This is a genomic window from Streptomyces sp. NPDC087420 (assembly GCF_044744165.1).
In the GTDB taxonomy this organism is placed as follows: Bacteria; Actinomycetota; Actinomycetes; order Streptomycetales; family Streptomycetaceae; genus Streptomyces.
The window spans coordinates 147,284-172,788 of sequence record NZ_JBIUXU010000008.1 but is presented as its reverse complement, the minus strand read 5'-3'; the positions used below and the strand labels follow the sequence as shown (position 1 = coordinate 172,788).

Below are 25,505 nucleotides of genomic sequence, written 5' to 3'. Positions count from 1 at the left end.
CGCGACCCTGCCTCAGCGCACCACGAACGGCTGGTCGGTCGGTACGACCTCCTTGCCCAGCGGCATCAGCGAGATCGGGATCAGCTTGAAGTTGGCGAGGCCCAGCGGGATGCCGATGATCGTGACGCACAGCGCGATGCCCGTGAAGATGTGCCCGAGAGCCAGCCACCAGCCGGCCAGGACCAGCCACAGGATATTGCCGACGAAAGAGGGCGCGCCCGCGTCGGGGCGGTCGATCGCCGTGTAGCCGAACGGCCACAGGGCGTAGAGGCCGATGCGGAAGGCCGCGAGGCCGAAGGGGATCCCGATGATCGTGATGCAGAGCACCAGCCCCGCCACGACATAGGCCAGGAACATCCAGAAGCCGCACAACACGAGCCAGACCACATTCAGGAGGGTTCTCATGATCGTCGACCTGCCATTCGCTCTAGTCGGGCGATACGTTCCGCCATCGGCGGATGCGTGGAGAACAGCTTGGACACCCCCTGGCCAGGGCGGAAGGGGTTCGCGATCATCATGTGGCTCGCGGTCTCGATCCGCGGCTCGGACGGCAGAGGCAACTGTTTCGTCCCCGCATCCAGCTTACGCAGCGCGCTGGCGAGGGCCAGCGGGTCGCCGGTGATCTGGGCGCCCGAGGCGTCCGCCTCGTACTCGCGGGAGCGGCTGACCGCCAGCTGGATCACGGAGGCGGCGAGCGGCCCCAGCACCAGGACCAGCAGGAAGCCGACGATGCCGGGGCCGTCGTCGTCGTCCGAGCGGCCGACCGGGATGAGCCAGGCGAAATTCACCAGGAACATGACGACCGAGGCGAGCGCGCCGGCGACCGACGAGATCAGGATGTCGCGGTTGTAGACATGGCTCAGCTCGTGGCCCAGGACTCCGCGCAGCTCGCGCTCGTCGAGGATCTGGAGGATCCCTTCCGTGCAGCACACGGCCGCGTTGCGGGGATTGCGGCCGGTGGCGAAGGCGTTGGGGGCCTGGGTCGGTGAGATGTACAGCCGCGGCATGGGCTGGCGCGAGGCGGTGGAGAGCTCGCGGACGATGCGGTAGAGCTGGGGCGCCTCGAATTCGCTGACGGGCCGGGCCCGCATCGCGCGCAGGGCCAGCTTGTCGCTGTTCCAGTACGCGTACGCGTTGGTCCCGACGGCCACGACCAGCGCGACGATCAACCCCGTACGGCCGAAGAAGCTGCCGATGACGATGATGAGCGCGGAGAGGCCCCCGAGGAGTACGGCAGTTCTCAACCCGTTGTGCCGGCGGTGCACGGTACGCCCTCCAGATCGTGCGGCAGGGGAACCCTCTACGGAGTGCAGCTCCACTCTTCAGTGGACGCTTCCGTACTGGTCAACGCCAGGCGGAGGGTTCGGGTTCCCTGCCGTCCCGGCCCGGCGCGTACGCCGTCCGGGTGGCGGCCGCCCCGGCGGGGACGGGCCCGCGAGGCCCCAGGGAGCCGCCAGGAGCCCTGAGGGGGCACCGGCGGGCGGCCGGGGGCGTCAGGGGCCGTCGTACGGGCTCAGAACAGGTTCACGTCGGCGAAGCGCAGGACGAGCTGGGGGGCTCCCGACAGGGCGACGCCGATGGCGGCGGTCAGGGCGATCGCCACGGTGAGGGGGACGGGGGTGGCGCGCGTGGCCAGGTCCCCGTTCCCGGCCGGCCGCACGGTCGCCCCGGACGGTGCCTCTTCGCCCTCCGGGGCGCGGAAGAGGAGCGCCGTCCACTGAAGGTAGTAGTAGAGGGCGATCACGACGTTCACGGCCATGAAGACGGCCAGCCAGCCGAGACCCGCGTCGACGGCCGCGGAGAAGACCGTGACCTTGGCGAACAGGCCGATGATGCCGGGCGGCAGTCCTGCCAGGCAGAGCAGGAAGAACGCCAGGGCGACGGCGGCGGCCGGGCGGCGCGCGTACAGGCCCCGGTAGTCGGCGATCCGGTTCTCCGGTTCCGTACGGGCCACCAGGGCGACGACGGCGAAGGCGCCGAGGTTCACGACGGCGTACATGAGGGCGTACGCGACGGTGGAGCCGATCCGGTCCCCGTCGGCGTACGCGGAGGACGCGATCGGCACCAGCAGGTAGCCGGCCTGGGCCACCGAGGACCAGGCGAGGAGACGTACGGCGCTCCACGCACGCGTGGCGGACTGCCGGAGGGCGGCGACGTTGCCGACGGTCATCGTCAGCGCGGCGAGGAAGGCGAGGACCGGGCCCCACACATCCGCGTACGACGGGAACGCGACGACCGTGACCAGGATCAGGCCGGTGAAGCCGACGGCCTTGCCGACGACGGACAGGTAGGCGGCGATGGGCAGCGGGGCGCCCACGTAGGTGTCGGGGACCCAGAAGTGGAACGGGGCGGCGGCGGTCTTGAAGGCGAAGCCGACGAGAGTGAGGGCGACACCGGCCCGGGCGAGGGTGGCCAGCTGTCCGGGTACGTCGTCCAGCCGGCCGGCGACCTCCGTGAGGTGCAGGGTGCCGGTCGTGGCGTACACGAAGCTGACGCCCAGCAGCATCACGGCCGTCGCGGTGACCGACGAGAGGAAGAACTTCAGCGCGGCCTCGGAGGAGAGCCGGTCGCCGCGCTTGAGCCCGACCAGGGCGAAGGCGGGCAGCGAGGCGACTTCGAGGGCGACGACAAGGGTCGCGAGGTCGCGCGAGGCGGGCAGCAGGGCGGCGCCGGCCGCCGAGGCGAGCAGCAGGAACCAGAACTCCCCCGCCGGGAGCTTCCCGGTCTCGGTCAGGGAGAGCAGGGCGGTGAGCAGCGCCCCGCCGAGCACCAGCAGTTGGATGACCAGCGTGAAGTGGTCGGCGGTGTAGCTGCACGCGCCGGTCCCGCCGGGGAGGCAGAACGTCGACCGGTCGTCGTTCCACAGCGGCAGCAGAAGGGCCATCGCGGCGGCGAGGCCGGCGATCGCGAGGCCGCCGAGGAGCTGTTTGTGACGCTCGGGGACGAAGAGGTCGGCCACGAGGATGACGAGGGCGACCACGGCGGTGAGGGTGGGGGGCGCGATCGCGAGCCAGTCGACGGACTGGACGAGGCTGGCGGCGCTGTCGGCGGCCACGGTCACGACGTGCCTCCTGCGAGGAGCTTCTGCACGGCCGGGTCGGTGAGGCCGAGGAGGACCGCGGGCCAGAGGCCGGCGAGGACGGTGAGGGCGACGAGCGGGGTCCAGGCGACGAGTTCGTACGTCCGTACGTCGGCGAAGCCCGGTGCGGCCGGGGTTCCCCGGGCGCCGGTGTCCGGGGCGGCCGGGGTGTCCGTGATGTCCGGGGCCTTCGGGGTGTCCGGAGCGCCTGCCGCGCCCTGATCGCGCGGGGCCTGCACGCCCATGCACACCCTGCGTACGACGATCAGAAGATACGCGGCGGTGAGGAGCGTGCCGAGGCCCGCGACCGCCATGAAGGTGAGGAAGGCGGGCCGGCTCAGGCCGTCGGCGGGGTCGAAGGCCCCGAACATCGTGAGCATCTCGCCCCAGAACCCGGCGAGGCCCGGCAGGCCGAGGGAGGCGACGGCCGCGAAGGCGAGCAGGCCGCCGAGGCGAGGCGCGCGGCCGTAGAGCGCGGCGCCCGTGGCGCCGGCGAGGGTGTCCAGGTCGGCGGTGCCGTACCGGTCCTTGAGGGCGCCGACCAGGAAGAACAGCAGGCCGGTGATGAGGCCGTGGGCGATGTTGGCGAAGAGCGCGCCGTTCACGCCGGTGGGGGTCATCGTGGCGATGCCGAGCAGCACGAAGCCCATGTGGCCGACGGAGGAGTACGCGATCAGCCGCTTGAGGTCGCCGCCCGCGCCCTGCCGGGCGAGGGCGAGGCAGGCGAGGGACCCGTAGATGATGCCGACGACGGCGAGCGCGGCGAGGTAGGGCGCGAAGGTCCGCATCCCGTCGGGGGCGATGGGCAGGACGATCCGGACGAACCCGTACGTACCCATCTTGAGCAGGACCCCGGCGAGCAGGACGGACCCGACGGTCGGGGCGGCGGTGTGGGCGTCGGGCAGCCAGCTGTGCAGCGGCCACATCGGGGTCTTCACCGCGAGGCCGACGCCGATCGCCAGAACGGCGATGACCTGCGTGGATGTGCTGAGCCCACGGCCGTTGTCAGTGGCGAGTGCCACCATGTCGAATGTGCCCGCCCTCAGCCCGATGAGAAGCAGGCCGAGCAGCATGACCACGGAACCGAGCAGGGTGTAGAGGATGAATTTCCAGGCCGCCGCCTGCCGGCCGCCCGGGACGCCTTCCGAACCGCCCCAGCGGGCGATCAGGAAGTACATCGGGATCAGCACCGTCTCGAAGGCCAGGAAGAAGAGCAGCAGGTCGAGGACGGCGAAGGTGGCGAGGGTGCCGGATTCGAGGAGGAGGAGCAGGGCGACGAACGCCTTGGGCGAGGGGCCCGTGGGCATCTTGAAGTAGCTGTAGAGCGCGCAGAGGAAGGTCAGCAGCGCGGTCAGGACCAGAAGGGGGAGCGAAATGCCGTCGATGCCGAGGTGGATCCGGACGTCCAGCGCCGCGATCCAGCTGATGTCCGTGGTGGCCTGCATCCTCGACGCGTGGTCGCGGTCGAAGCCGAGGGCCAGGACGATCGCGGCGGCGAGGATCGCGCCGGTGACGGTGACGCCGTGGCGGAGTACGGCCTGGTCGGGGCTTCGGCCCTTGAGTCCGGGCGGTGCGGGGAGGAAGACGGCGGCGGCGCCGATGAGCGGTCCGGCGACGATCAACGCCAGAAGGGCCTGCATCACGGATTCACTGATATCGATCACGGCTCACGCTCCGGCGGCGACGAGTACGGCGGCGATCGCCAGGACGACGGAGCCGGCCAGCAGGGCGCTGAGGTAGGTCTGCACGTTGCCCGTCTGGGCGCGGCGGACGGCGGCGCCGAGCCAGCGGGTGCCGGTGCCCGCGCCGCGTACGTACGTGTCGACGACCTCGCGGTCGAGGAAGCGGACGAGCTGGGCGGCAGCGAGGACGGGGCGGACGAACAGGCGGTCGTAGAGCGCGTCCAGGTGGAATCCGGCCGCCGCGTGGGGGTGGAGCCGGCCCAGCAGCAGACGGCCCGGGTCGGCCGGGTCGTGGGCCGCGGCGAGGTCCCCGTAGGCGGCGAGGTGCGTCTCGATGGCTTCGATCTCCGATTGGGCCGGCTCCGCGTCCGGGTGCGCGGCGACGGCGCCGAGGGGGGTGCGGGCGGCCAGGGCCGAGGTGTGGCGCCAGGCGCCGTAGAGGGTCACGCCGCCGACGAGCGCGACGCCCGTGCCCAGGACGGACGTGGTGAGGTTCGGCGCCAGGCTGTCGCCGTCGAACCAGTCGGCGATGTAGCCGACGGTCAGACCGAGTGCGAGGGAGGGGATGGCGAGCACCCACAGGACGGCGTTCATGGCGACGGGCTGCTTGCCGTGGTCGGGTGCCTCGGTGCCGCGGCCGCGGAAGGCGAGCAGCCACAGGCGGGTGGCGTAGGCGGCGGTGAGGAGCGCGGTGACCAGGCCGGCGACGAGCACGACCCAGCCGGCGGCGCCGGGCGCGGTGTGGGCGGTGCCGAGGGCGGTGTGCTCGGCGACGACGAGGACGGACTCCTTGGAGAAGAAGCCGGCGAAGGGAGGGATCGCGGCGAGCGCGAGCAGGGCGACCGTCATCGTCCAGAAGGCGTCGGGGATGCGCTTGGCGAGGCCGCCCATGCGGGACATGGCGGCGAGCGAGTTGGTGCCGGCGGCGTGGATGATCACGCCGGCGCCGAGGAAGAGGAGGGCCTTGAACGCGCCGTGGGAGATCAGGTGGAAGACGGCCGCGCTGCGGTCGCCGAGGGCCAGGGCGCCCGACATGTAGCCGAGTTGGCCGATGGTCGAGTAGGCGAGGACCCGTTTGATGTCGTCCTGGGCGAGGGCGGCGAGGGCCGAGCCGACCATGGTGACAGCGGCCATCACGGCGAGGACGACCAGGGCCGCCTTCGAGGCGGTGAACACGGGAAGGAGGCGGGCCACGAAGTAGATGCCGGCGGCGACCATCGTCGCGGCGTGGATCAGCGCGGAGACGGGGGTGGGGCCCGCCATCGCGTCGGGGAGCCACGTGTGGAGGGGGAACTGCGCGGACTTGCCCGCGACGCCCGCGAGCAACAGCAGGGCGATCAGGGTGGGGTGGTCGAGGCCGCCCTCCGAGACCGTGTTCAGGATGCCGGTGATCCGGAACGTGCCGGTGTCGGCGGCGAGGGCGAACAGGCCGATCAGGAAGGGGACATCGCCGAGCTTGGTGATCAGGAAGGCCTTGAGGGAGGCGGCGCGCGCCTCGGGGGTCTCCCAGTAGTGGCCGACGAGGAAGTACGAGCAGATGCCCATGATCTCCCAGCCGACCAGGAGCACCATCAGGTCGCCGGAGTAGACGACGAGCAGCATCGCGGAGGTGAAGAGGGAGACGAGGGCGGCGTACGACGGGTAGCGGGCGTCGTCGCGCAGATAGGCCGTCGAGTAGATCTGCACGCAGGTGGCGACGGTGCAGACGAGCACGGCGACCAGCGCGGCGAAGCCGTCGATGTGCAGGGCGAGGTCGATGGGGACCGAGCCCGTGGGGGTGAGCCGGGTCGCCGCGTCCAGCGGCGCCGTGCCGTTACCCGCGCCGCCGCCCTGGCGTACGGCGACCGTGATCGCGAGCGCGGTGGCCGTCAGGGTGGGCAGGACGGCCAGGGGGCGGACGAATCCCGGGGCGGTGCGGCCCAGCAGCAGTCCGGCTGCGGCGCCGAGGAACGGCAGGAGGGGGACGAGAACGGCGAGGGTGGTGGTGGTCACGCGGTGGCCTCAGTCTTGGTGCCGTCGGGGGCCTCGGCGGTGTCGCGGAGCCGGTCGACGTCCGAGGTGCCGCGGTTGCGGTACACCATCAGGACGATCGCCAGGCCGATGCCGATCTCGGCGGCGGCGACGGCGATGACGAACAGGGTCAGGGCCTGGCCGGAGTGCAGGGTGTCCCTGAGCCAGACGTCGAAGGCGACCAGGTTGAGGTTGACGGCGTTGAGCATCAGCTCGACGGACATCAGGACGAGGATCGCGTTGCGGCGGGCGAGGACGCCGTAGATCCCGGTGCAGAACAGGAGGGCCGCGAGGACGGCGGGATAGGCGAGGTGCATCAGCGCTTCTCCTTGCCAGGGCCGGGGCCGGGGCCGGTGGCCGTGCCGGTGCTGCCGGGGCCGGTCGGGGTGTCGCTCTTCTTGCGGGAGAGGACGATCGCGCCGACCAGGGCCGCCAGCAGCAGGACGGACAGGGCTTCGAAGGGCAGCACCCAGTGCCGGAAGAGGAACTGTCCCGACACCTTCGTGGATCCCTGCGCCGGTCCGTCCAGGTCGACCCAGGTCGTACGGAACGCGTCGACGACGACCCAGACCAGCGCGGCGGCCGCCGCGACGGCGACCGCCAGGGCGACCTTGCGGTTCTCCGAATCGGCGTCCGGTGAATGGCCGACGGGCGCCTTGGTCAGCATCAGTCCGAAGAGAAGGAGGACCACGACGGAACCGACATAGATGAGGACCTGCACCCAGGCGATGAACTCCGCCGTCAGCAGCAGGTATTCGACGGCGAGGCCGCCGAGCGTCACGACGAGCCAGAGGGCGGCGTGCACCAGCTGTCGGGTCGTGACGGTGACGAGGGCCGCGCCGAAGGTGACCAGGCCGACCAGGACAAACGCGATCTCGACGCCGCTCGGGGACAGGAAGCCGTGGCCGGCCGTGGCGGCGGCGGTTGCTGCGAGGGTCACTCGCCGGCCTCCTGACCGGGCTGACCGGGCTGCCCCGGCTCGTCCGCCGCCGGGGCGGCCGGTGCCGCTGCCGCTGCCGCTGCCGCTGCCGCTGCCGCTGCCGCTGCCGCTGCCGCGAGTTTGCCGGCCGTCTTGTGGGCCGCGGTGAGTTCCTTGGGCTCCTCGGCACCGGGGTCGAGGGCGGGCGGCGCCGGCACCGTCCACATCCAGTCGCGGAGCTTGTCCCGCTCGTGGGTGAGGTCGCGGATGTCCGTCTCCGCGTACTCGAACTCCGGTGACCAGAACAGCGCGTCGAAAGGACAGACCTCGATGCAGATACCGCAGTACATGCAGAGCGAGAAGTCGATGGCGAACCGGTCGAGGACGTTGCGGCTGCGCTCCCGGCCCCCGGGGGCGGCGGCCGGGACGGTCTCCTTGTGGGAGTCGATGTAGATGCACCAGTCGGGGCACTCACGGGCGCAGAGCATGCAGACCGTGCAGTTCTCCTCGAACAGGCCGATCACCCCCCGGGAGCGGGGCGGCAGTTCGGGCTGGACGTCCGGGTACTGGGCGGTGACGGTCTTCCTCGTCATCGTCCGCAGGGTGACGGCCAGCCCCTTGGCCAGGCCGGAGCCGGGGATCGGGGACATCAGTTGATCGCCACCTTCACGATGCCGGTGAGCGCGATCTGCGCGAGAGCGAGGGGGATGAGCACGGTCCAGGCGAGCTTCTGCAACTGGTCCTCGCGCAGGCGGGGGTAGCTCACCCGCAGCCAGATGACGACGAAGGCGAGCACGGCGGCCTTGAGCAGGGTCCAGACCCAGCCGAACCCGTCGCCCCCGAGGGGGCCGTGCCAGCCGCCGAGGAACAGGACGGTGGTCAGACCGCACAGGACGACGATGCCCGCGTACTCCGCGAGCAGGAAGAGCGCGAAGCGCAGCCCCGTGTACTCGGTGTAGGCGCCGAAGATGATCTCGGAGTCGGCGACGGGCATGTCGAAGGGCGGGCGCTGGAGTTCGGCGAGGCCCGCGACGAAGAAGACCAGGGCGCCGACGATCTGCCACGGCACCCACCACCACGCGAAGGCGTGGAGGATGCCGGGCAGCGAGACCGTGCCGGCCGCCATGGCCACGGAGGCGGCGGCGAGGAGCATCGGCAGCTCGTACGCGAGCAGTTGGGCGGCGGTGCGCAGGCCGCCGAGGAGGGAGAACTTGTTGGCGGACGCCCAGCCCGCCATGAGCGAGCCGAGCACGCCGATCCCCATCACGGCGAGCACGAAGAAGATGCCCGCGTCGACGACCTGGCCGACGGCGCCCTCGCTCGGGCCGACCGGGATGACGACCAGGACGAGGAGGTACGGGAGGAGGGCGACGGCGGGGGCCAGTTGGAAGATACGGCGGTCGGCGGCGGCCGGGACGATGTCTTCCTTCTGGGCGAACTTCACGCCGTCCGCGACGAGTTGGGCCCAGCCGTGGAAGCCGCCCGCGTACATGGGGCCGAGGCGGCCCTGCATGTGGGCCATCACCTTGTGTTCGGCCTGCCCCACGACGAGCGGGAGGACGAGGAACACAGCGAAGACGACGATGAGCCGGAGGGCGACGTCGAGCACGTCGTTCACGCGTCTCCTCCGGGCCGGTCGGCGTCGGTGTCAGGGGCGGGCCGGTCGGTGTCGGGGCGCTCTGTGTCGGGGGCGGGGCGCTCCGGCTCCGGCGCGGGTCGGCCGGTGTCCGGCGCCGGGCGCTCGGTGTCCGGCGCGGGTCGATCGGCGTCCGGCGCGGGTCGATCGGCGTCCGGCGCGGGTCGATCGGCGTCCGGCGCGCGCCAAGGGGCGTCCGGCGTAGGGGGTGTGGCGGGCGTGGGGGCCTGGGTGGTCGAGCCGTCCGTGACGCTGCGGGTGCGGCGCGGTGGGCGGTCGGCCGGGGCGGCTCCCGCGCGGGCGGCCCGCGCCGGGCGGGCCGGGGCGGCGGGGAGCCGGCCCTTCAGCGGGCCCCATTCGTTCGGGTCGGGCACGCCCGGCGGCAGCATCTGGCGGCGCTTGGGCCCGCCGTGCTCGGACTCGCCCGGCTCCTTCGCGCCCGGCCACGCCTTCGCGACCCGGGCCGCGAGGACGAAGTCCTTGCGCAGCGGGTGGCCCTCGAACGTCTCGGGGAGCAGGAGGGGGACGAGGTTCGGGTGGTCGGTGAAGGAGATGCCGAACATCTCGTGGGTCTCGCGTTCGTGCCAGCCCGCACCCGCGTAGACGCCGAGGGCGGTGGGCAGGGCGGGTGCCTCGTGCGGGACGGTCGTACGGACGAGGAGCGCGCGGACCGTGCCGGCGCCGAGGGCGGCGATGTGGGCGCAGACGCGGAAGCCGGTGCCCGGTTCGTCGACGGCGCTCAGCCAGTCGAAGTAGGTGCAGCCCAGGGTGGTTCGCGCGGTTTCGAGCGCGGCGAGCCAGGAGGCGGCGGGCACGTCGACCGTCAGAAGGCCGTACGCCCGCTCGGCCGTGGCCTCTTCGCCGAAGATCTCGGCGACGGCGTCCGGCAGCCGGTCGTACGCGCTCACGACACGCCCTCCCCCGGGGGCGGCGGCGGAGGCACCAGACCGCTGCGGAGCGCGGCCGGCGAGGGGCGGCCCGCCGAGGCGTAGCGGTCGCCGAGCGACTCGCGGGAGATCTTCTCCTGGAGCTTGAGGATGCCCTGGAGCAGCGCCTCGGGGCGCGGCGGGCAGCCCGGTACGTAGACGTCGACGGGGATGATCTGGTCGACGCCCTTCGTCACGGAGTAGGAGTCCCAGTACGGGCCGCCGCAGTTGGAGCAGGCGCCGAAGGAGATCACGTACTTGGGCTCGGGCATCTGCTCGTACAGCCGCTTCACGGCCGGCGCCATCTTGTCGGTCACCGTGCCGGAGACGACCATCAGGTCGGCCTGGCGCGGTCCCGGCGCGAAGGGGATCACGCCGAGCCGGATGAAGTCGTGGCGCGCCATGGACGCGGCGATGAACTCGATGGCGCAGCAGGCGAGTCCGAAGTTGAAGACCCAGAGGCTGTAGCGGCGGCCCCAGTTGAGGACGACCTTCATGGGCTCCGGGGCCAGCCGGGAGAGCACACCGAGGCGCTGGGGAGCCGCCACCGGCACCGGGGCCGGCGGCGCTTGGGGGGTCACGTCCATTCGAGGACGCCCTTCTTCCATGCGTAGAGCAGTCCTACGGCCAGGAAGCCGAGGAAGATGAACATCTCGACGAGCGTCGTCGCGCCGTAGCCGGGGGCGGCGAACACGGTCGCCCACGGGAACAGGAAGATCGAGTCGACGGCGAAGATCACGTAGAGGAACGCGTAGACGTAGTAGCGGACCTGGGTGTGGGCCCAGCCCTCGCCCACGGGGTCCACGCCGCATTCGTACGTGAGCAGTTTCTCCGGCGTCGGCACCACGGGCCGCAGCAGCCGGCCCGCCCCGAAGGCCACGGCGACGAACAGCACGCCGACAACCGCGAGCAGCCCGACCACCGAATAGCTCCGGAAGTAGTCCGCCGCGAGAACGGTCGGTTCCGACACGTCCGTCCCTCGCTCCCTGACTCCGTAGCAGCCGTAGCGGCCTCTTCGACGATCTGTACGGACGGGAGTCTAGGCCCTGCTAAAGAAAGGGTAAGCAGCCGCGTCCGCCGTAACGTGCCGGAACTCGTACGAACGTCTCGTACGAAGGTGGGGTTATCCCTACTTCGCGCCCACCCAGCCACCCCATGGCGCGTGTGCCCGTGGCCCGGCAATCTGGTTCCTTATGACCGTGAGCTTCGATGATCCCGACGGCAAGAACGACCGGCCGCCCCCCGCGCGCTTCGCCTTCGACCGGCAGACCTGGAAGGAGATCGCGCATCTCCTGGCGAATCTGCCGGCGTCGCTGGTCGGCTTCGTCTATGTGGTGGTCACCGTGTCCACCGGCGCCGGGCTGTCGGTGACGGTGATCGGTCTGCCGTGGCTGGTCCTCGGGCTGGCGGGGGCCCGGCTGCTGGGCCGGGCCGAGCGGGCGCGGGCGCGGAAGCTGCTGGGTGTACGGATCGATGAGCCGAGCCGGCTGGTCGCGCGAGGGCGCGGGCGGGGCCGGGGGCAGGGGCAGGGACCGGGGCAGTCCGGCGGGCTCTTCGCCCGGCTGTGGACGGGGCTCAGCGACCCGGTGGCCTGGCGGACCGTGCTGTACGAGTTCATCCGGCTGCCGTGGAGCGTGGTGACGTTCTCCGTGACGCTGGTGGGCCTGTTCGCGTTCTGGCCGGTCCTGCCGTTCGTGGCGCGGGGGCTCACCAACGTGGACCGCGCGATGGTACGAGGGCTGCTCTCGCCCTCCGACGAGCTGGAGCGGCGGATCGCCGAGCTGGAGTCGGACCGGGGTGTGGTGGTCGACACGGCGGCGGCGGACCTGCGCCGTATCGAGCGCGACCTCCACGACGGCGCGCAGGCCCGGCTGGTGGCCCTGGCGATGGGACTGGGCCTGGCCAAGGAGAAGCTGCTGGAGGACCCGGACGCGGCGGCGGTCATGGTGGACGAGGCGCACGGCGAGGTGAAGCTGGCGCTCCAGGAGCTGCGTGACCTGGCGCGCGGCATCCATCCGGCGATCCTCACGGACCGCGGGCTGGACGCGGCGCTGTCGTCGATCGCCTCCCGGTGCACGGTCCCGGTGAAGGTGACCGTGGACCTGACGGAGCGGCCCGCGGCGGCGATCGAGGGGATCGCGTACTTCACGGCGTCCGAGCTGCTCCAGAACGTCAGCAAGCACAGCGCGGCGCGTACGGCGTCGGTGGACGTGTGGCGGTCGCGGGACCGGCTGCTGATCCAGGTCACGGACGACGGCAGGGGAGGCGCGAGCCTCGACGGCGGTACGGGCATGTCCGGCCTCGCCGAGCGGCTGGGCGCGGTCGACGGCCTCTTCGTACTGGAGTCCCCGGTGGGCGGCCCGACGACGGTCACGGCGGAACTGCCGTGGCGGCGGCGCGGCACGGCGTGAGCGCGCCCCCGGAGGCTCGGGGGTAGGGAAAACCCCAGGGTGAAGAGGGCTACCGGCCTCATGGTGGCGGGGACGGCGGGCCCGGAGCATGGAGGCATGGGAGTACAGACCGCACCCGCACCCGCCTCGCTCGCAGAACGGAACCCCACCATGGCCATCGACTACGGATCGCCGGCCCGGCGCCCCTTCGTCCCGCAGGTGCTGCGCGCGCCGGTCGAGGGCCGGACCTGGCGCGAGTTCGGGTATCTGATGCTCAGCCTGCCGATCAGCGTGGTGCTCTTCTCCTACGCCGTGACGATGTTCTTCACCGGCGTGGGCCTGCTCATCACCTTCCTCGGGGTGCCCGTGCTGGCGCTCGGACTGGCCGGCTGCCGCGCCTTCGGCGCCATGGAGCGGGCGCGGGCCCGGGGGCTGCTGGGCATGGACATCAGGGACCCGGAGCCCGTGCGCGGCACGAAGGCGGGGCCGATGTCGTGGGTCGGCGCGATCCTCAAGAGCGGGGTGTCCTGGCGGCACCTGGTCTACGCGCTGGTGCACTTCCCGTGGGCGGTGTTCGCGTTCACGGTGGCGCTGACGTTCTGGGCCACGGCGTGGTCGCTGTTCCTGTACCCGCTGTGGCAGTGGGTGTTCCCCCGCTACCTGGACGAGCCCGGCATCACCTTCACCGGGGAGATCAACGGCCGGAACTTCTACCTCGACACCCCCTTCGAGATCGGCGCCACCTGCGCGGTGGGCCTGGTGCTCGTGCTGGCCACCCCCTGGCTGGTCCGCGGTCTGACGAGCGTGGACCGGCTGCTGGTCGCCGGCCTGCTGGGGCCGTCCAGGATGGCCGCCCGGGTCACGGAGCTGGAGTCGGACCGGGGGGTCGTCGTGGACACGGCGGCGGCCGACCTGCGCCGTATCGAGCGGGACCTCCACGACGGCGCGCAGGCCCGGCTGGTGGCGCTGGCCATGGACCTGGGACTGGCGAAGGAGAAGCTGACGGAGGACCCCGAGGCGGCGGCGCGGATGGTGGACGAGGCGCACGGCGAGGTGAAGACCGCCCTCCAGGAGCTGCGTGACCTGGCGCGCGGCATCCACCCGGCGGTGCTGACGGACCGCGGTCTGGACGCGGCACTCTCCGCTGTCGCGTCGCGCTGCACCGTGCCCGTACGGGTGGAGGTGGACCTGCCGGCCAGGCCGGCGGCGGCGATCGAGGGGATCGCGTACTTCACGGTCTCCGAGCTGCTCCAGAACGTCAGCAAGCACTCCCGGGCGGGGCGGGCCTCGGTGGACGTGTGGCGGTCGGAGGAGCGGCTGATGCTCCAGGTCTCGGACGACGGCAGGGGCGGCGCGGACGTCTCCGCCGGCAGCGGTCTCGCGGGGCTGGCGGAGCGGCTGGACGCCGTGGACGGGATCCTCGTCGTGGACTCCCCGGCCGGCGGGCCGACGACGGTGACGGCGGAGCTGCCCTGGCGGGGCTGACCGTACGGGATGCACGGCTGACCGTACGAAGTCGAAGTACGAAGTCGAAGCGCGAAGTACGAAGCACCAAGTCGAGGCACGAAGTCGAAGGTCTGCGGATTCGCCCGGGTGCGCGCGGAGCCGTTCGGATACTGGGATGCTGGAGGGCGCGGGGGGACAGGCATTCAACAGGGGGAGCAACATCGTCGTGGTGGAGGACAGGGTGCGGGTCGTCATCGCCGAGGACTCGGTACTGCTCAGGGAGGGCCTGACGCGGTTGCTCACCGACCGCGGACACGACGTGGTCGCCGGGGTAGGCGACGGCGAGGCGCTGATCAAGACCGTGGGCGACCTGGCGGCCCAGGGGGCCCTGCCGGACGTGGTGGTCGCGGACGTACGGATGCCGCCGACCCACACCGACGAGGGCGTACGGGCGGCCGTACGGCTCCGCAAGGACCACCCCGGCATCGGGGTGCTGGTGCTTTCGCAGTACGTGGAGGAGCGGTACGCCACCGAACTGCTGGCCGGCAGCTCGCGGGGCGTCGGATACCTGCTCAAGGACCGGGTCGCCGAGGTCCGGGAGTTCGTGGACGCCGTGGTGCGGGTGGCCAGGGGCGGCACGGCGCTGGACCCCGAGGTGGTGGCCCAGCTGCTCGGCCGCAGCCGGAAGCAGGACGTGTTGGCCGGGCTGACTCCCCGGGAGCGTGAGGTGCTCGGCCTGATGGCCGAGGGGCGGACGAACTCCGCGGTCGCCAAGCAGCTGGTCGTCAGCGACGGCGCGGTGGAGAAGCACGTGAGCAACATCTTCCAGAAGCTCGGGCTCTCCCCGAGTGACGGGGATCACCGGCGGGTCCTGGCCGTCCTGACGTACCTCAGGAACTGACCGCGGGACGTACGGCCTACCTACGACCTAGGCCCAAAGGACCAGAGCCGTACGCGGCGCGCGAGGCGTGACCGTACGGACAAAGTAGGTCATACGGTGACATCGCAGCGTCCTAAAACAATGTCCGCCATACGATCGGTCAAGGGTAGGCGACCCTTACCGACGTAGGGTGGTCTCCGGGACTGCCGGGCAGCCGGTGGTCGCGAGCCGCCGCCTCGAGGGAGGTCCAGTTCAGTGACCAGCCAGGTCAGTAGCCCAGCCGAGCGTGCCGATGAGGCCGACGACGTCAGTGAAGGCGCCGCGGGGGAACAGCGAGCCGCGTTCCCCGCGCCCGAGGGTGAAGCCACGAAGGAAGTTCGCCGTCTGGACCGGGTGATCATCCGCTTCGCGGGTGACTCGGGCGACGGCATGCAGCTGACGGGTGACCGCTTCACGTCGGAGACGGCGTCGTTCGGGAACGACCTGTCGACGCTGCCGAACTTCCCCGCCGAGATCCGGGCACCCGCCGGGACCTTGCCGGGTGTCTCGTCCTTCCAGCTGCACTTCGCCGACCACGACATCCTGACGCCGGGCGACGCCCCGAACGTGCTGGTCGCGATGAACCCGGCCGCCCTCAAGGCGAACATCGGCGACGTCCCGCGCGGCGCCGAAGTGATCGTGAACACCGACGAGTTCACCAAGCGCCCGATGGCCAAGGTCGGCTACGCGGTCTCGCCGCTGGAGGACGGGTCCCTGGACGGGTACCAGGTCCACCCGGTACCGCTGACCACGCTGACGATCGAGGCGCTCAAGGACTTCGGGCTCTCCCGCAAGGAGGCCGAGCGCTCGAAGAACATGTTCGCGCTCGGGCTGCTGTCGTGGATGTACCACCGGCCGACCGAGGGCACCGAGAGATTCCTGCGGGCGAAGTTCGCGAAGAAGCCGCAGATCGCCGAGGCGAACGTGGCCGCGTTCCGGGCGGGCTGGAACTTCGGCGAGACCACCGAGGACTTCGCGGTCAGCTACGAGGTCGCCCCGGCCTCGACCGCGTTCCCGACCGGCACGTACCGCAACATCTCCGGGAACCTGGCCCTGTCCTACGGCCTGATCGCCGCCGCGCACCAGGCCGAGCTACCGCTCTACCTGGGCTCGTACCCCATCACGCCGGCCTCGGACATCCTGCACGAGCTGTCCCGGCACAAGAACTTCGGTGTACGGACCTTCCAGGCCGAGGACGAGATCGCCGCCATCGGCGCCGCGCTGGGGGCCGCCTTCGGCGGTTCGCTGGCCGTGACGACCACCTCGGGTCCCGGGGTGGCGCTCAAGTCGGAGACCATCGGCCTCGCCGTCTCCCTGGAGCTGCCGCTGCTGGTGGTGGCCATCCAGCGGGGCGGCCCCTCGACCGGCCTGCCGACCAAGACCGAGCAGGCGGACCTCCTCCAGGCGATGTACGGACGCAACGGCGAGGCGCCGGTGCCGATCGTCGCCCCGCAGACGCCGGCGGACTGCTTCGACGCGGCCATCGACGCCGCCCGGATCGCCGTCACGTACCGGACCCCCGTCTTCCTGCTCTCCGACGGCTACCTCGCCAACGGCTCCGAGCCGTGGCGGATCCCGGAGATCGGCGAACTGCCCGACCTGCGGGTGGAGTTCGCGTCCGGTCCCAACCACGAACTGGCCGACGGCACCGAGGTGTTCTGGCCGTACAAGCGCGACCCGAAGACGCTGGCCCGCCCCTGGGCGGTGCCCGGCACCCCCGGCCTCGAACACCGCATCGGCGGCATCGAGAAGCAGGACGGCACGGGCAACATCTCGTACGACCCCGCCAACCACGACTTCATGGTCCGTACGCGCCAGGCGAAGATCGACGGCATCGAGGTGCCCGACCTGGTGGTGGACGACCCGGACGGCGCCCGCACGCTGGTGCTGGGCTGGGGGTCCACGTACGGGCCGATCACGGCCGCCGTGCGCCGGCTGCGCAAGGACGGCGAGGCGATCGCGCAGGCCCACCTGCGCCACATCAACCCGTTCCCGCGCAACCTCGGCGAGATCCTGGCGCGGTACGACAAGGTCGTCGTGCCCGAGATGAACCTCGGCCAGCTCGCCACCCTGCTCCGGGCGAAGTACCTGGTCGACGCCCACTCGTACAACCAGGTCAACGGCATGCCGTTCAAGGCGGAGCAGCTGGCCACGGCTCTCAAGGAGGCCATCGATGTCTGAGGCTCAGGCGCACGCTCCGGTTCACGCTCAGGCTCAGGCGAACGAGTTGCTGACGCTGGTCCCCCCGGCCCAGGGCAAGCAGTCCATGAAGGACTTCAAGTCGGACCAGGAGGTCCGCTGGTGCCCCGGCTGCGGTGACTACGCGGTCCTGGCCGCGGTCCAGGGCTTCATGCCCGAACTGGGCCTGGCCAAGGAGAACATCGTCTTCGTCTCCGGCATCGGCTGCTCCTCCCGCTTCCCGTACTACATGAACACGTACGGGATGCACTCGATCCACGGCCGCGCCCCGGCCATCGCCACCGGCCTGGCCACCTCGCGGCGCGACCTGTCGGTGTGGGTCGTCACCGGGGACGGCGACGCGCTGTCCATCGGCGGCAACCACCTGATCCACGCGCTGCGGCGGAACGTCAACCTCAAGATCCTGCTGTTCAACAACCGGATCTACGGGCTGACGAAGGGCCAGTACTCCCCCACCTCCGAGGTCGGGAAGATCACCAAGTCGACCCCGATGGGCTCGCTCGACGCGCCCTTCAACCCGGTGTCGCTGGCGCTCGGCGCGGAGGCGTCCTTCGTGGCCCGTACGGTCGACTCCGACCGCAAGCACCTCACGGAGGTGCTGCGCCAGGCCGCCGACCACCCGGGCACCGCGCTGGTGGAGATCTACCAGAACTGCAACATCTTCAACGACGGCGCCTTCGAGGTCCTCAAGGACCGCGACCAGGCGCAGGAGGCCGTGATCCGGCTGGAGCACGGGCAGCCGATCCGCTTCGGCGCGCCGCTGGAGAACGGGCTGGGGTCCAAGGGGGTCGTACGGGACATGGCCTCCGGAGACCTGGAGGTGGTGACCGTCACCGCCGAGAACGAGTCGCGGGTGCTGGTCCACGACGCGCACGCGGCGAGCCCCACGACCGCGTTCGCGCTCTCGCGTCTCGCGGACGCGGACACCCTGCACCACACGCCGATCGGGGTGCTGCGCAGCGCCCGGCGGCCGGTCTACGACACGCTGATGTCGGACCAGCTCGACCAGGCGGTGGAGCGGCAGGGCAAGGGCGACCTGGCGGCGATGCTGGCCGGGGGCGACACCTGGACGGTCGCGGGCTGAGCCCGCTCGTTGAGCATTCCCCCGGGGCCCGGATCTCTCACGAGGTCCGGGCCCTTTGGTATGCCCTCGCCAGGGGGGCCGGGCGCGCTAGGGGGTCCGGGCCCCGTCGTACGTCTCGCGCGCCGCCTCGACGTCGCCCAGCCGCCGTTCCGTCCACCGCGCCAGCCCCCACACCTGCTCGGCGGCCTCGCGCCCCAGATCGGTGAGGCTGTAGTCCACGCGCGGCGGGATCACGGGCTTGGCGTCGCGGTGGACGAAGCCGTCCCGCTCCAGGGTCTGGAGGGTCTGGGCGAGCATCTTCTCGCTGACACCGCCGACCGTGCGCCGCAGTTCGCTGAAGCGGTACGAGCGCTCCAGCAGGTTGGCCAGGACGAGCACACCCCAGCGGGAAGTGACGTGCTCCAGCACCAGCCGGGAGCCGCACATCGGCTCGTTGACGTTCGCCCGGGGCGGCCGGGCACCCAGGTCCACTCCGCTTACTGTCATGCCAGTACCTTACTTGAAAGTGGGTACTTTCGCTGAGAAAGTACCGCCCCTAGGGTGAGTGTGCAGAGCATGACGGAGCACACAAAACCACCCGAAAGCGAGCAGACCCCCCATGAGCATTGTTGTCACGGGAGCCACCGGCCACCTCGGCCGCCTTGTCATCGAGTCCCTGCTGGCCTTCGGCACGGCGCCCGGCGACATCGCCGCCGTCGTGCGCGACAAGGAGAAGGCGGCGGAGTTGGCGGCGCGTGGCGTGGAGCTGCGCGTCGCGGACTACGACCGGCCCGAGACGCTCGCGGACGCGTTCAGGGCCGGCGACCGGGTCCTGCTGATCTCGGGGAACGCGGTGGGACAGCGGGTCCCGCAGCACACCGCCGTGATCGAGGCCGCGCGGGCGGCGGGGGTGGAGCGGCTCGCGTACACCGGCATCCTGGGCGGCCCCGACGCCGACCTCCAGCTGGCGGCCGAGCACAAGGTGACCGAGCGGCTGATCCTCGACTCCGGCCTGCCGTACACCTTCCTGCGCAACGGCTTCTACACGGAGGTCTACACCGAGGCCCTCGCGCCCGTCCTGGAGCACGGAAAGGTGATCCAGAGCGCGGGCGACGGCCGGGTCGCCTCCGCGAGCCGCGCGGACTACGCCGCCGCCGCGGCGGCCGTCCTCACCGGTGACGGGCACCTGAACCGGGCGTACGAGCTGAGCGGCGACACCGCCTGGTCCTTCGCGGAGTACGCCGCCGAGCTGTCCCGGCAGACGGGCCGCACCATCACGTACGAGAACGTCCCGGCCGGGACGTACCGGGAGATCCTCACCGGCGCGGGACTGCCGGAGCAGTACGCCTCGATCTTCGTCGACGTCGCCGAGGCGACCGGGCGCGGGGCGCTCGCGGGCCGGACGGGCGAGCTGGCGGGGCTCATCGGCCGCCCGACCACGCCGCTCGCGGACAGCGTGGCGGAGGCGCTGGCGGCGCACCCGGCCTGACACAGCGCGGGCGCGTGCGGGTGTCATGACCGTATGGCGACACGGACATGACACCCGGCCCCTCCCGCGCTACCTTCTTCGGGATGTCGCGTGTGGGATGTCGCGTGTGGGGTGGGGAGGGGCCGGGCCGGTGAAGTCGCAGGTGAAGTCAGAGACGAAGTCGCAGAGCGAACAGCGGACAGGACTGCTGTACGGGTTCGGCGCGTATGGGATGTGGGGGCTCGTCCCGCTCTTCTGGCCGCTGCTCAAGCCGTCCGCGGCGCTGGAGATCCTCGCCCACCGGATGGTGTGGTCCCTGCTGTTCGTCGCGGTCGGGCTGGTGGCGCTGCGCCGCTGGGCCTGGGTCAAGGACCTGGTACGGCAGCCGAAGAAGCTGGCGCTCGTCGCGGTCGCGGCGATCGTGATCAGCGTCAACTGGGGCCTCTACATCTGGTCGGTCAACTCCGGCCACGTGGTGGAGGCGTCGCTCGGCTACTTCATCAACCCCCTGGTGACGATCGCGATCGGCGTGCTGCTGCTCAAGGAGCGGCTGCGGCCCGCGCAGTGGGCGGCGGTGGCCATCGGGGTGCTGGCCGTCCTGGTGCTGGCGATCGGGTACGGCCAGCCGCCGTGGATCTCGTTGACGCTGGCGTTCTCCTTCGCCACGTACGGTCTGGTCAAGAAGAAGGTCAACCTGGGCGGCCTGGAGTCGCTGGCGGCGGAGACCGTGATCCTCTTCCTGCCCGCGCTGGGATATCTGGTGTGGCTCCAGGCCCGGGGCACGGCCACCTTCGGGGCGGAGGGGGCGGGGAACGCGCTGCTGCTGGCCTCGACGGGCCTGGTCACCGCGGTGCCGCTGGTCTGCTTCGGGGCGGCGGCGATCCGGGTGCCGCTGTCGACGCTGGGGCTGTTGCAGTACCTGGCGCCGCTCTTCCAGTTCGCCCTCGGTGTGGCGTACTTCCACGAGGCGATGCCGGCGGAGCGGTGGGCCGGCTTCTCGCTGGTCTGGCTGGCGCTGACGATCCTGACGTGGGAGGCGCTGCGGACGGGGCGCAGGGCGCGGGCGGAGAAGGCGCGGCTGACGGAGGCGCTACGGGTGGCGGAGGCGGAGCGGCCGGCGGGGGCGGAGGCTCGTACGCCGTCGACCGCACCGGCCGGGGCACCTGCTCAGACCGCACCCGCTCAGACTGCACCCGCTCAGGCCGCACCCGCTCAAGGTGCCGCCGACCCCACCTCCTGACGCACCGCGGAAGCGGATGACGCGGCGGGGCGCCCACCCCGCCGGAACCACCAACGGCCGCCGAAAACTGGTTCGATGACTCCATGACGCTGCACTGGAAACTAGTCATCGACGCCGCCGACCCGCACGCCCAGGCGGACTTCTGGGCGCAGGCCCTCGGCTACCTGGTGGAGGACAACAGCCCCCTGATCGAGCGGCTGCGCGAACTGGGCCAGATCTCCGACGCGGACACGGTGGAGTCCCACGGCCACAGCGCCTGGCGCGACCTGGCCGCCGTCCGCCACCCGGACGACCCGTACCAGGAGGACAACGGCCTGGGCCTCGGCCGCCGCATCCTCTTCCAGCGCGTCCCGGAGCCGAAGACGCTGAAGAACCGCCTCCACATCGACGTCCACCCGGGCCCGGACGCGGACCGCCAGGCCGAGATCCACCGCCTGGAGTCCCTGGGGGCCGCGGTCCTGCGCCACGTCAAGGAACCGGGCGGCTCCTGGTCGGTCCTCGCCGACCCGGAGGGCAACGAGTTCTGCGTCTCGTAAACGCCGCGACGGGGCCGCCCGAGCGGTGTCGGGCGGCCCGTCGGGCGCGGTTTCCTTGCCTAGCAAGTCTCCTGACGAGACGTCACCAGGCCGTAGGGGCCGGGGGTGCGACCACCGGGGGGCGGTCGTCGCAGGTGATGGTGTTCGGGAGTTCCCAGGGGGCCAGCCAGGGGCCTGTGGTGCCGCCGCCGTCGTTGCCGCCCAGGTCGGTCAGGGCGAACTCCGAGCCCGCCGGGGTGAAGTTGAAGGAGCCGCAGTTGTTGACGCCGACCGCGCCGACGTTGCGGGCGTCCACGTTGTCGAAGGACGCGGAGCCGGCCACGCGGGCGCTGACCACCGAGGTGCCTGTGCCGTCGACCCTGATGTCCTTGAAGCGGACGTTCTTGATCGAGTACAGGTCCTTCACCGGGAAGTCGCTGACCAGCATGATCGCGTTGTAGGTGTTGTCGAGGTAGTGGTCCCCGGTCACCTGGATGTCCGCGTCGATGTCCTTGTCGAGGGCGTAGAACCAGATGGCGCCCAGGCCGATGTTCCAGTTCAGTTCGTACGTGCCCGCGCGGACCGTGGTGTTGTCGGTGATCCGCAGCTTCCCGGCGAACGCCTCCGCGCCGAAGCGGGAGCCGACGTGGATCGCGCTGCCCTCCCTGACCGGGTCGGCGACGAGGTTGTCCGAGACGGTGAGGTCCGTACCGCCGTAGATCGCGATGCCGTTGGCGAGGACCGGCGACTGCACGGTGTTGTGGGCGAAGGTGTTGTTCGCGTTCGACTTCTTCTCCGACCACATCGCCAGGCCGTCGTCACCCGAGTTGCGGACGAAGTTGTTGGAGACCGATGAATTCGTCACGCCCGTGTGGAAGTTGAGGCCGTCGGCTATCTGGTCGACGATCACGTTGTTCGTGACGCGCGTGTTTGTCATCGGGCCGTCGAACCACAGGCCCACCTTGGTGTGGCGGATGTAGAGCCCGTCGATGGTCGAGTCGCTCATCGCGCCCCCGACGCCGTTCACCTGGTCGGTGTCGATGCGCTCGCGGACGTCCCCCTCGATCGCGAAGCCCGACAGGTGGACGTTGCGGCTGCCGCCCGCCGACGCGTCCTTGCCGTAGAAGCCGACGCCGGTGTGCACCGAGCCGTCGGGGGCCGGGGTGCTGAGCGCCACCTCACGGCCCTTGAAGATCGTGTACCAGCTGCCCGCGCCCTCGATCGTCACGTCGTCCACGATGATGTGCCGGTTCACCTGGTACGTGCCCGGCGGGACGTACACCTTGAGGTGCGCGCGCTTGGCGAAGGCGATCGCCCGGTCGATCGCGGGCGCGGAGTCACGCCGGCCCGTGGGATCGGCCCCGAACGCCAGCACGTTGGCCGCGTTGAGCCGCACGTGCGGCGCGCCGACGAGCTGCGAGTCGAGCAGGTCGACCACGGTCCACGCGGCCCTGCTCCCGGCGGGGACCGTCAGCCGTACCTTGTCGCCCGCGCGGTACGTCTTCCCGAGCAGCAGCCGCTGCTCGTCGTAGAAGTGGTTCGGGCGGAACGGCTTGCTGATCACCGGCGCCGGGGTGGTGGCGCTGGGCACACACGCGCACTCGGTGATCCACCAGTCGGGGTGCAGCAGGTCCGCGCCGGGGTCGTTGGAGAACGGGTACTGGTTGTACAGCCACGCGTACTGCGAAGTCAGCGTCAGGGTCGAGCGGTTCTTGCCGTTGACCGTGACGTCGAGCGGCGCGGTGATGCCGCCGCCGCCCGGCGCGTCCGGGATGCTGTAGCGCACGTTGATGGCGTTGGCCGCGCTCGGCAGCGTGAACTCCACGTACTTGCCCGGTGTCAGCCTGACCGCCTGCCGGCCGGAGGCCTCCGCCGGGAGGGTGTAGGCGGTACGGTCCGGGCCGATCACGGTCCCGTTCGTGGCCGCGCCCTCCGCCTCCTGCTCGGCGAAGTCCACGTCGGCGCCCCGGCCCGCGACGAGCGAGGGCGCGAGGGCGGCGCGGGTCACGGCGGGGGCCTGAACGGAAGCCTTCGCACCGGTGACCCCGGCCGCCCCGCTGCCACTGCCCGGGCGCGCCACCGCCGTACCACCGGCCAGGACGCTCAGACCGACCGCGGCCGCGGTCATCGACGCGACCACCACCGCCGCCCGTCGCGGGGGTCTGCCGGACCGTCTCGCGCCGGCACCTCTGATGCTCCACGACATCGAAAGCTCGTTTCTCTCGGGAGGCTCCACGGCTGAACGCTCCACGGCCCGGACGCCCGGCGGGAGCGGCCGCCATGAGGGTGAGGTGACATTAGGACCCGACCCCCCGCCTCCACAAGGTTTCTGCGAACTCATTTCGTAACATTGCAGTCCAGCTACGTCAGTTCGTTGGTTTCTTGCGTCGACTGCCTTAATTCATTGCGAAGCCGGACGGGCTCCGGCCGCGGTCGCCCACCCCGTCCGTTCAGCGAACAGCCGTGTCCGGTTTGCACTCTTGACGTTGAGTCAACCTCTCCCCCACCATTCAGCACGCACCGCCACACTCAGCACACGTACAGCTCCAACGCCCCACGTCACCGTCGTCGTGGGGCGCAGTCACGTTCCGTCCCACCCCCGTTCGGAATCCGGAGCCCCCCCATGAAACTCTCCGTTCACGGAGCGCCCCACATATCCGTCCGCACGGCCGCCGCCGCCGGGCTCGCCCTGGCCGGGCTGCTGGCCGCCGGCGCGAGTGCCGCGACCGCCGCCCCCACAACCGCGGCGGCCGGACAGAGATCCGCGGCCGCGCCCGCGCTCGCGGCCCCCGACATACCGCTCGCCAACGTCAAGGCGCACTTGACGCAGTTGTCGTCGATCGCCGCCGCCAACGGCGGCAACCGCGCCCACGGCAGGCCCGGTTACCTCGCGTCGGTCAACTACGTGCGGGGCAAGCTGGACGCGGCCGGATTCACCACCAGCCTCCAGCAGTTCACCTCCGGCGGCGCCACCGGCTACAACCTGATCGCCGACTGGCCCGGCGGGGACCCGAACCAGGTCATCATGACCGGCTCGCACCTCGACTCGGTGACGTCCGGCGCCGGCATGAACGACAACGGCTCGGGTTCGTCCGCCACCCTGGAGACCGCCCTCACCGTCGCCCGCTCCGGGTACCAGCCCGTGAAGCACCTGCGGTTCGCCTGGTGGGGAGCGGAGGAGCTGGGCCTGGTCGGCTCCAAGTACTACGTCAACAACCTGCCGGCCGCCGAGCGCACCAAGATCAAGGGCTACCTGAACTTCGACATGCTCGGGTCCCCCAACCCGGGGTACTTCGTCTACGACGACGACCCGACGATCGAGCAGACGTTCAAGGACTACTACGCCGGGCTCGGTGTCCCGACGGAGATCGAGACCGAGGGTGACGGCCGCTCCGACCACACCGCGTTCAAGAACATCGGCATCCCGGTCGGCGGCCTCTTCGCGGGCGCGGACTACATCAAGACCGCCGCGCAGGCGACGAAGTGGGGCGGCACCTCGGGCCAGGCCTTCGACCGCTGCTACCACACGTCGTGCGACACGACCGCGAACATCAACGACACGGCGCTCGACCGCAACAGCGACGCGGTGGCCTACGCGGTCTGGGGGCTCTCGGGCGAGACCCCCGTACCCCCGGCGGGCACGGTCTTCGAGAACCTCGCCGACGTGGCGATCCCCGACAACGGCGCGGCCGTCACCTCGTCGCTGACCGTCTCGGGCCGTACCGGCAACGCCCCCACCACGCTGAAGGTCGGCGTGGACATCAAGCACACCTGGCGCGGTGACCTGGTCGTGGACCTGGTCGCCCCGGACGGGACGGCGTACCGCCTGAAGCCCTCCAGCAGCGGCGACTCGGCGGACAACGTGATCGCCACGTACACCGTCAACGCGTCGTCGGAGGTGGCGAACGGGGTCTGGAAGCTCAAGGTCCAGGACATCGCCGCGTCGGACACGGGCTACATCGACAGCTGGAAGCTGACCTTCTAGCCGTACGGAGTCGTACAGAGCCGTACGA

General features: G+C 71.2%; 23 protein-coding genes. 9 read left to right on the top strand and 14 right to left on the bottom strand.

Annotation, left to right across the window (positions count from 1 at the left end):
- Positions 1-12: 12 nt before the first annotated feature.
- From ACIO1C_RS18175 to ACIO1C_RS18120, 12 genes are all read right to left on the bottom strand, one after another.
- Positions 13-405 carry a YccF domain-containing protein gene (locus ACIO1C_RS18175; RefSeq protein WP_401864504.1) on the bottom strand — a complete coding sequence of 131 codons (393 nt, stop codon included), beginning with the start codon at positions 403-405 and terminating at the stop codon, positions 13-15.
- Positions 402-1,265, bottom strand: a complete 864-nt coding sequence (gene htpX, locus ACIO1C_RS18170) for a zinc metalloprotease HtpX (protein WP_161310831.1) — start codon at positions 1,263-1,265, stop codon at positions 402-404. Before htpX ends, ACIO1C_RS18175 begins: the two co-directional genes overlap by 4 nt.
- A 248-nt stretch (positions 1,266-1,513) precedes the next feature.
- Positions 1,514-3,061 carry an NADH-quinone oxidoreductase subunit N gene (locus tag ACIO1C_RS18165; protein ID WP_401864501.1) on the bottom strand — a complete coding sequence of 516 codons (1,548 nt, stop codon included), beginning with the start codon at positions 3,059-3,061 and terminating at the stop codon, positions 1,514-1,516.
- Positions 3,058-4,719 carry an NADH-quinone oxidoreductase subunit M gene (locus tag ACIO1C_RS18160; protein WP_401865079.1) on the bottom strand — a complete coding sequence of 554 codons (1,662 nt, stop codon included), beginning with the start codon at positions 4,717-4,719 and terminating at the stop codon, positions 3,058-3,060. The genes ACIO1C_RS18165 and ACIO1C_RS18160 overlap by 4 nt, the downstream gene beginning before the upstream one ends.
- Positions 4,720-4,746: 27 nt before the next feature.
- Entirely contained in the window at positions 4,747-6,753 is a 2,007-nt protein-coding gene (locus ACIO1C_RS18155) for an NADH-quinone oxidoreductase subunit L (RefSeq protein WP_401864498.1), read from the bottom strand.
- The gene (gene nuoK / locus ACIO1C_RS18150) at positions 6,750-7,088 is read right to left on the bottom strand and encodes an NADH-quinone oxidoreductase subunit NuoK (RefSeq protein WP_167028703.1); all 339 of its coding nucleotides are present in this window, start codon (positions 7,086-7,088) and stop codon (positions 6,750-6,752) included. The genes ACIO1C_RS18155 and nuoK overlap by 4 nt, the downstream gene beginning before the upstream one ends.
- Positions 7,088-7,711 (bottom strand): NADH-quinone oxidoreductase subunit J, encoded by a 624-nt coding sequence (locus tag ACIO1C_RS18145; protein WP_401864495.1) that lies wholly within the window; start codon positions 7,709-7,711, stop codon positions 7,088-7,090. The genes nuoK and ACIO1C_RS18145 overlap by 1 nt, the downstream gene beginning before the upstream one ends.
- On the bottom strand, positions 7,708-8,340 hold the full coding sequence (locus ACIO1C_RS18140) for a NuoI/complex I 23 kDa subunit family protein (protein WP_401864492.1): 633 nt from the start codon (positions 8,338-8,340) through the stop codon (positions 7,708-7,710). The genes ACIO1C_RS18145 and ACIO1C_RS18140 overlap by 4 nt, the downstream gene beginning before the upstream one ends.
- Complete coding sequence (locus ACIO1C_RS18135; protein ID WP_401864489.1) at positions 8,340-9,308, bottom strand: NADH-quinone oxidoreductase subunit H; 969 nt, start codon at positions 9,306-9,308, stop codon at positions 8,340-8,342. The genes ACIO1C_RS18140 and ACIO1C_RS18135 overlap by 1 nt, the downstream gene beginning before the upstream one ends.
- The gene (locus tag ACIO1C_RS18130) at positions 9,305-10,234 is read right to left on the bottom strand and encodes an NADH-quinone oxidoreductase subunit C (protein WP_401864487.1); all 930 of its coding nucleotides are present in this window, start codon (positions 10,232-10,234) and stop codon (positions 9,305-9,307) included. Before ACIO1C_RS18130 ends, ACIO1C_RS18135 begins: the two co-directional genes overlap by 4 nt.
- The gene (locus tag ACIO1C_RS18125; RefSeq protein WP_161308871.1) at positions 10,231-10,839 is read right to left on the bottom strand and encodes an NADH-quinone oxidoreductase subunit B; all 609 of its coding nucleotides are present in this window, start codon (positions 10,837-10,839) and stop codon (positions 10,231-10,233) included. The genes ACIO1C_RS18130 and ACIO1C_RS18125 overlap by 4 nt, the downstream gene beginning before the upstream one ends.
- Positions 10,830-11,222: an NADH-quinone oxidoreductase subunit A gene (locus tag ACIO1C_RS18120; protein ID WP_161308872.1), complete on the bottom strand. Its 393-nt coding sequence runs from the start codon at positions 11,220-11,222 to the stop codon at positions 10,830-10,832. The genes ACIO1C_RS18125 and ACIO1C_RS18120 overlap by 10 nt, the downstream gene beginning before the upstream one ends.
- Before the next feature lie 223 nt (positions 11,223-11,445).
- Between ACIO1C_RS18120 and ACIO1C_RS18115 the strand changes: the two genes are divergently transcribed.
- The 5 genes from ACIO1C_RS18115 (at position 11,446) to ACIO1C_RS18095 (ending at position 18,290) form a co-directional block, all read left to right on the top strand.
- Entirely contained in the window at positions 11,446-12,663 is a 1,218-nt protein-coding gene (locus tag ACIO1C_RS18115; RefSeq protein WP_401864483.1) for a sensor histidine kinase, read from the top strand.
- 150 nt (positions 12,664-12,813) lie between these two features.
- Positions 12,814-14,127 carry a sensor histidine kinase gene (locus ACIO1C_RS18110; RefSeq protein WP_401865076.1) on the top strand — a complete coding sequence of 438 codons (1,314 nt, stop codon included), beginning with the start codon at positions 12,814-12,816 and terminating at the stop codon, positions 14,125-14,127.
- A gap of 202 nt (positions 14,128-14,329) precedes the next feature.
- On the top strand, positions 14,330-14,989 hold the full coding sequence (locus ACIO1C_RS18105; RefSeq protein ID WP_401865074.1) for a LuxR C-terminal-related transcriptional regulator: 660 nt from the start codon (positions 14,330-14,332) through the stop codon (positions 14,987-14,989).
- Positions 14,990-15,223: 234 nt separating this feature from the next.
- Complete coding sequence (locus tag ACIO1C_RS18100) at positions 15,224-17,188, top strand: 2-oxoacid:acceptor oxidoreductase subunit alpha (protein ID WP_401864481.1); 1,965 nt, start codon at positions 15,224-15,226, stop codon at positions 17,186-17,188.
- On the top strand, positions 17,181-18,290 hold the full coding sequence (locus ACIO1C_RS18095; protein WP_401864479.1) for a 2-oxoacid:ferredoxin oxidoreductase subunit beta: 1,110 nt from the start codon (positions 17,181-17,183) through the stop codon (positions 18,288-18,290). Before ACIO1C_RS18100 ends, ACIO1C_RS18095 begins: the two co-directional genes overlap by 8 nt.
- Before the next feature lie 87 nt (positions 18,291-18,377).
- Here ACIO1C_RS18095 and ACIO1C_RS18090 read toward each other — a convergent pair whose 3' ends face one another.
- On the bottom strand, positions 18,378-18,776 hold the full coding sequence (locus ACIO1C_RS18090) for a winged helix-turn-helix transcriptional regulator (protein WP_401864476.1): 399 nt from the start codon (positions 18,774-18,776) through the stop codon (positions 18,378-18,380).
- Positions 18,777-18,888: 112 nt separating this feature from the next.
- Between ACIO1C_RS18090 and ACIO1C_RS18085 the strand changes: the two genes are divergently transcribed.
- The 3 genes from ACIO1C_RS18085 (at position 18,889) to ACIO1C_RS18075 (ending at position 21,513) form a co-directional block, all read left to right on the top strand.
- Positions 18,889-19,758, top strand: a complete 870-nt coding sequence (locus tag ACIO1C_RS18085) for an SDR family oxidoreductase (protein WP_401864473.1) — start codon at positions 18,889-18,891, stop codon at positions 19,756-19,758.
- 211 nt (positions 19,759-19,969) lie between these two features.
- Complete coding sequence (rarD, locus tag ACIO1C_RS18080) at positions 19,970-20,977, top strand: EamA family transporter RarD (protein WP_401865071.1); 1,008 nt, start codon at positions 19,970-19,972, stop codon at positions 20,975-20,977.
- An 83-nt stretch (positions 20,978-21,060) separates the two neighbouring features.
- Complete coding sequence (locus ACIO1C_RS18075; RefSeq protein ID WP_401864471.1) at positions 21,061-21,513, top strand: VOC family protein; 453 nt, start codon at positions 21,061-21,063, stop codon at positions 21,511-21,513.
- A gap of 82 nt (positions 21,514-21,595) precedes the next feature.
- Here ACIO1C_RS18075 and ACIO1C_RS18070 read toward each other — a convergent pair whose 3' ends face one another.
- Entirely contained in the window at positions 21,596-23,620 is a 2,025-nt protein-coding gene (locus tag ACIO1C_RS18070; RefSeq protein WP_401864468.1) for a glycosyl hydrolase family 28-related protein, read from the bottom strand.
- A gap of 495 nt (positions 23,621-24,115) precedes the next feature.
- On the opposite strand from ACIO1C_RS18070, the gene ACIO1C_RS18065 reads away from it, so the two are divergent.
- Complete coding sequence (locus ACIO1C_RS18065) at positions 24,116-25,477, top strand: M28 family metallopeptidase (RefSeq protein ID WP_401864466.1); 1,362 nt, start codon at positions 24,116-24,118, stop codon at positions 25,475-25,477.
- Positions 25,478-25,505 lie beyond the last annotated feature (28 nt).

Coding starts and splice junctions, on each gene's coding strand:
- ACIO1C_RS18115 (WP_401864483.1), top strand. CDS start 11,446: ATGACCGTGAGCTTCGATGATCCCGACGGCAAGAACGACCGGCCGCCC.
- rarD (WP_401865071.1), top strand. CDS start 19,970: ATGTGGGGGCTCGTCCCGCTCTTCTGGCCGCTGCTCAAGCCGTCCGCG.
- ACIO1C_RS18090 (WP_401864476.1), bottom strand. CDS start 18,776: ATGACAGTAAGCGGAGTGGACCTGGGTGCCCGGCCGCCCCGGGCGAAC.
- ACIO1C_RS18140 (WP_401864492.1), bottom strand. CDS start 8,340: ATGTCCCCGATCCCCGGCTCCGGCCTGGCCAAGGGGCTGGCCGTCACC.
- ACIO1C_RS18070 (WP_401864468.1), bottom strand. CDS start 23,620: ATGACCGCGGCCGCGGTCGGTCTGAGCGTCCTGGCCGGTGGTACGGCG.
- ACIO1C_RS18125 (WP_161308871.1), bottom strand. CDS start 10,839: ATGGACGTGACCCCCCAAGCGCCGCCGGCCCCGGTGCCGGTGGCGGCT.
- ACIO1C_RS18075 (WP_401864471.1), top strand. CDS start 21,061: ATGACGCTGCACTGGAAACTAGTCATCGACGCCGCCGACCCGCACGCC.
- ACIO1C_RS18110 (WP_401865076.1), top strand. CDS start 12,814: ATGGCCATCGACTACGGATCGCCGGCCCGGCGCCCCTTCGTCCCGCAG.
- ACIO1C_RS18065 (WP_401864466.1), top strand. CDS start 24,116: ATGAAACTCTCCGTTCACGGAGCGCCCCACATATCCGTCCGCACGGCC.
- ACIO1C_RS18085 (WP_401864473.1), top strand. CDS start 18,889: ATGAGCATTGTTGTCACGGGAGCCACCGGCCACCTCGGCCGCCTTGTC.
- ACIO1C_RS18095 (WP_401864479.1), top strand. CDS start 17,181: ATGTCTGAGGCTCAGGCGCACGCTCCGGTTCACGCTCAGGCTCAGGCG.
- ACIO1C_RS18175 (WP_401864504.1), bottom strand. CDS start 405: ATGAGAACCCTCCTGAATGTGGTCTGGCTCGTGTTGTGCGGCTTCTGG.
- nuoK (WP_167028703.1), bottom strand. CDS start 7,088: ATGCACCTCGCCTATCCCGCCGTCCTCGCGGCCCTCCTGTTCTGCACC.
- ACIO1C_RS18160 (WP_401865079.1), bottom strand. CDS start 4,719: ATGCAGGCCCTTCTGGCGTTGATCGTCGCCGGACCGCTCATCGGCGCC.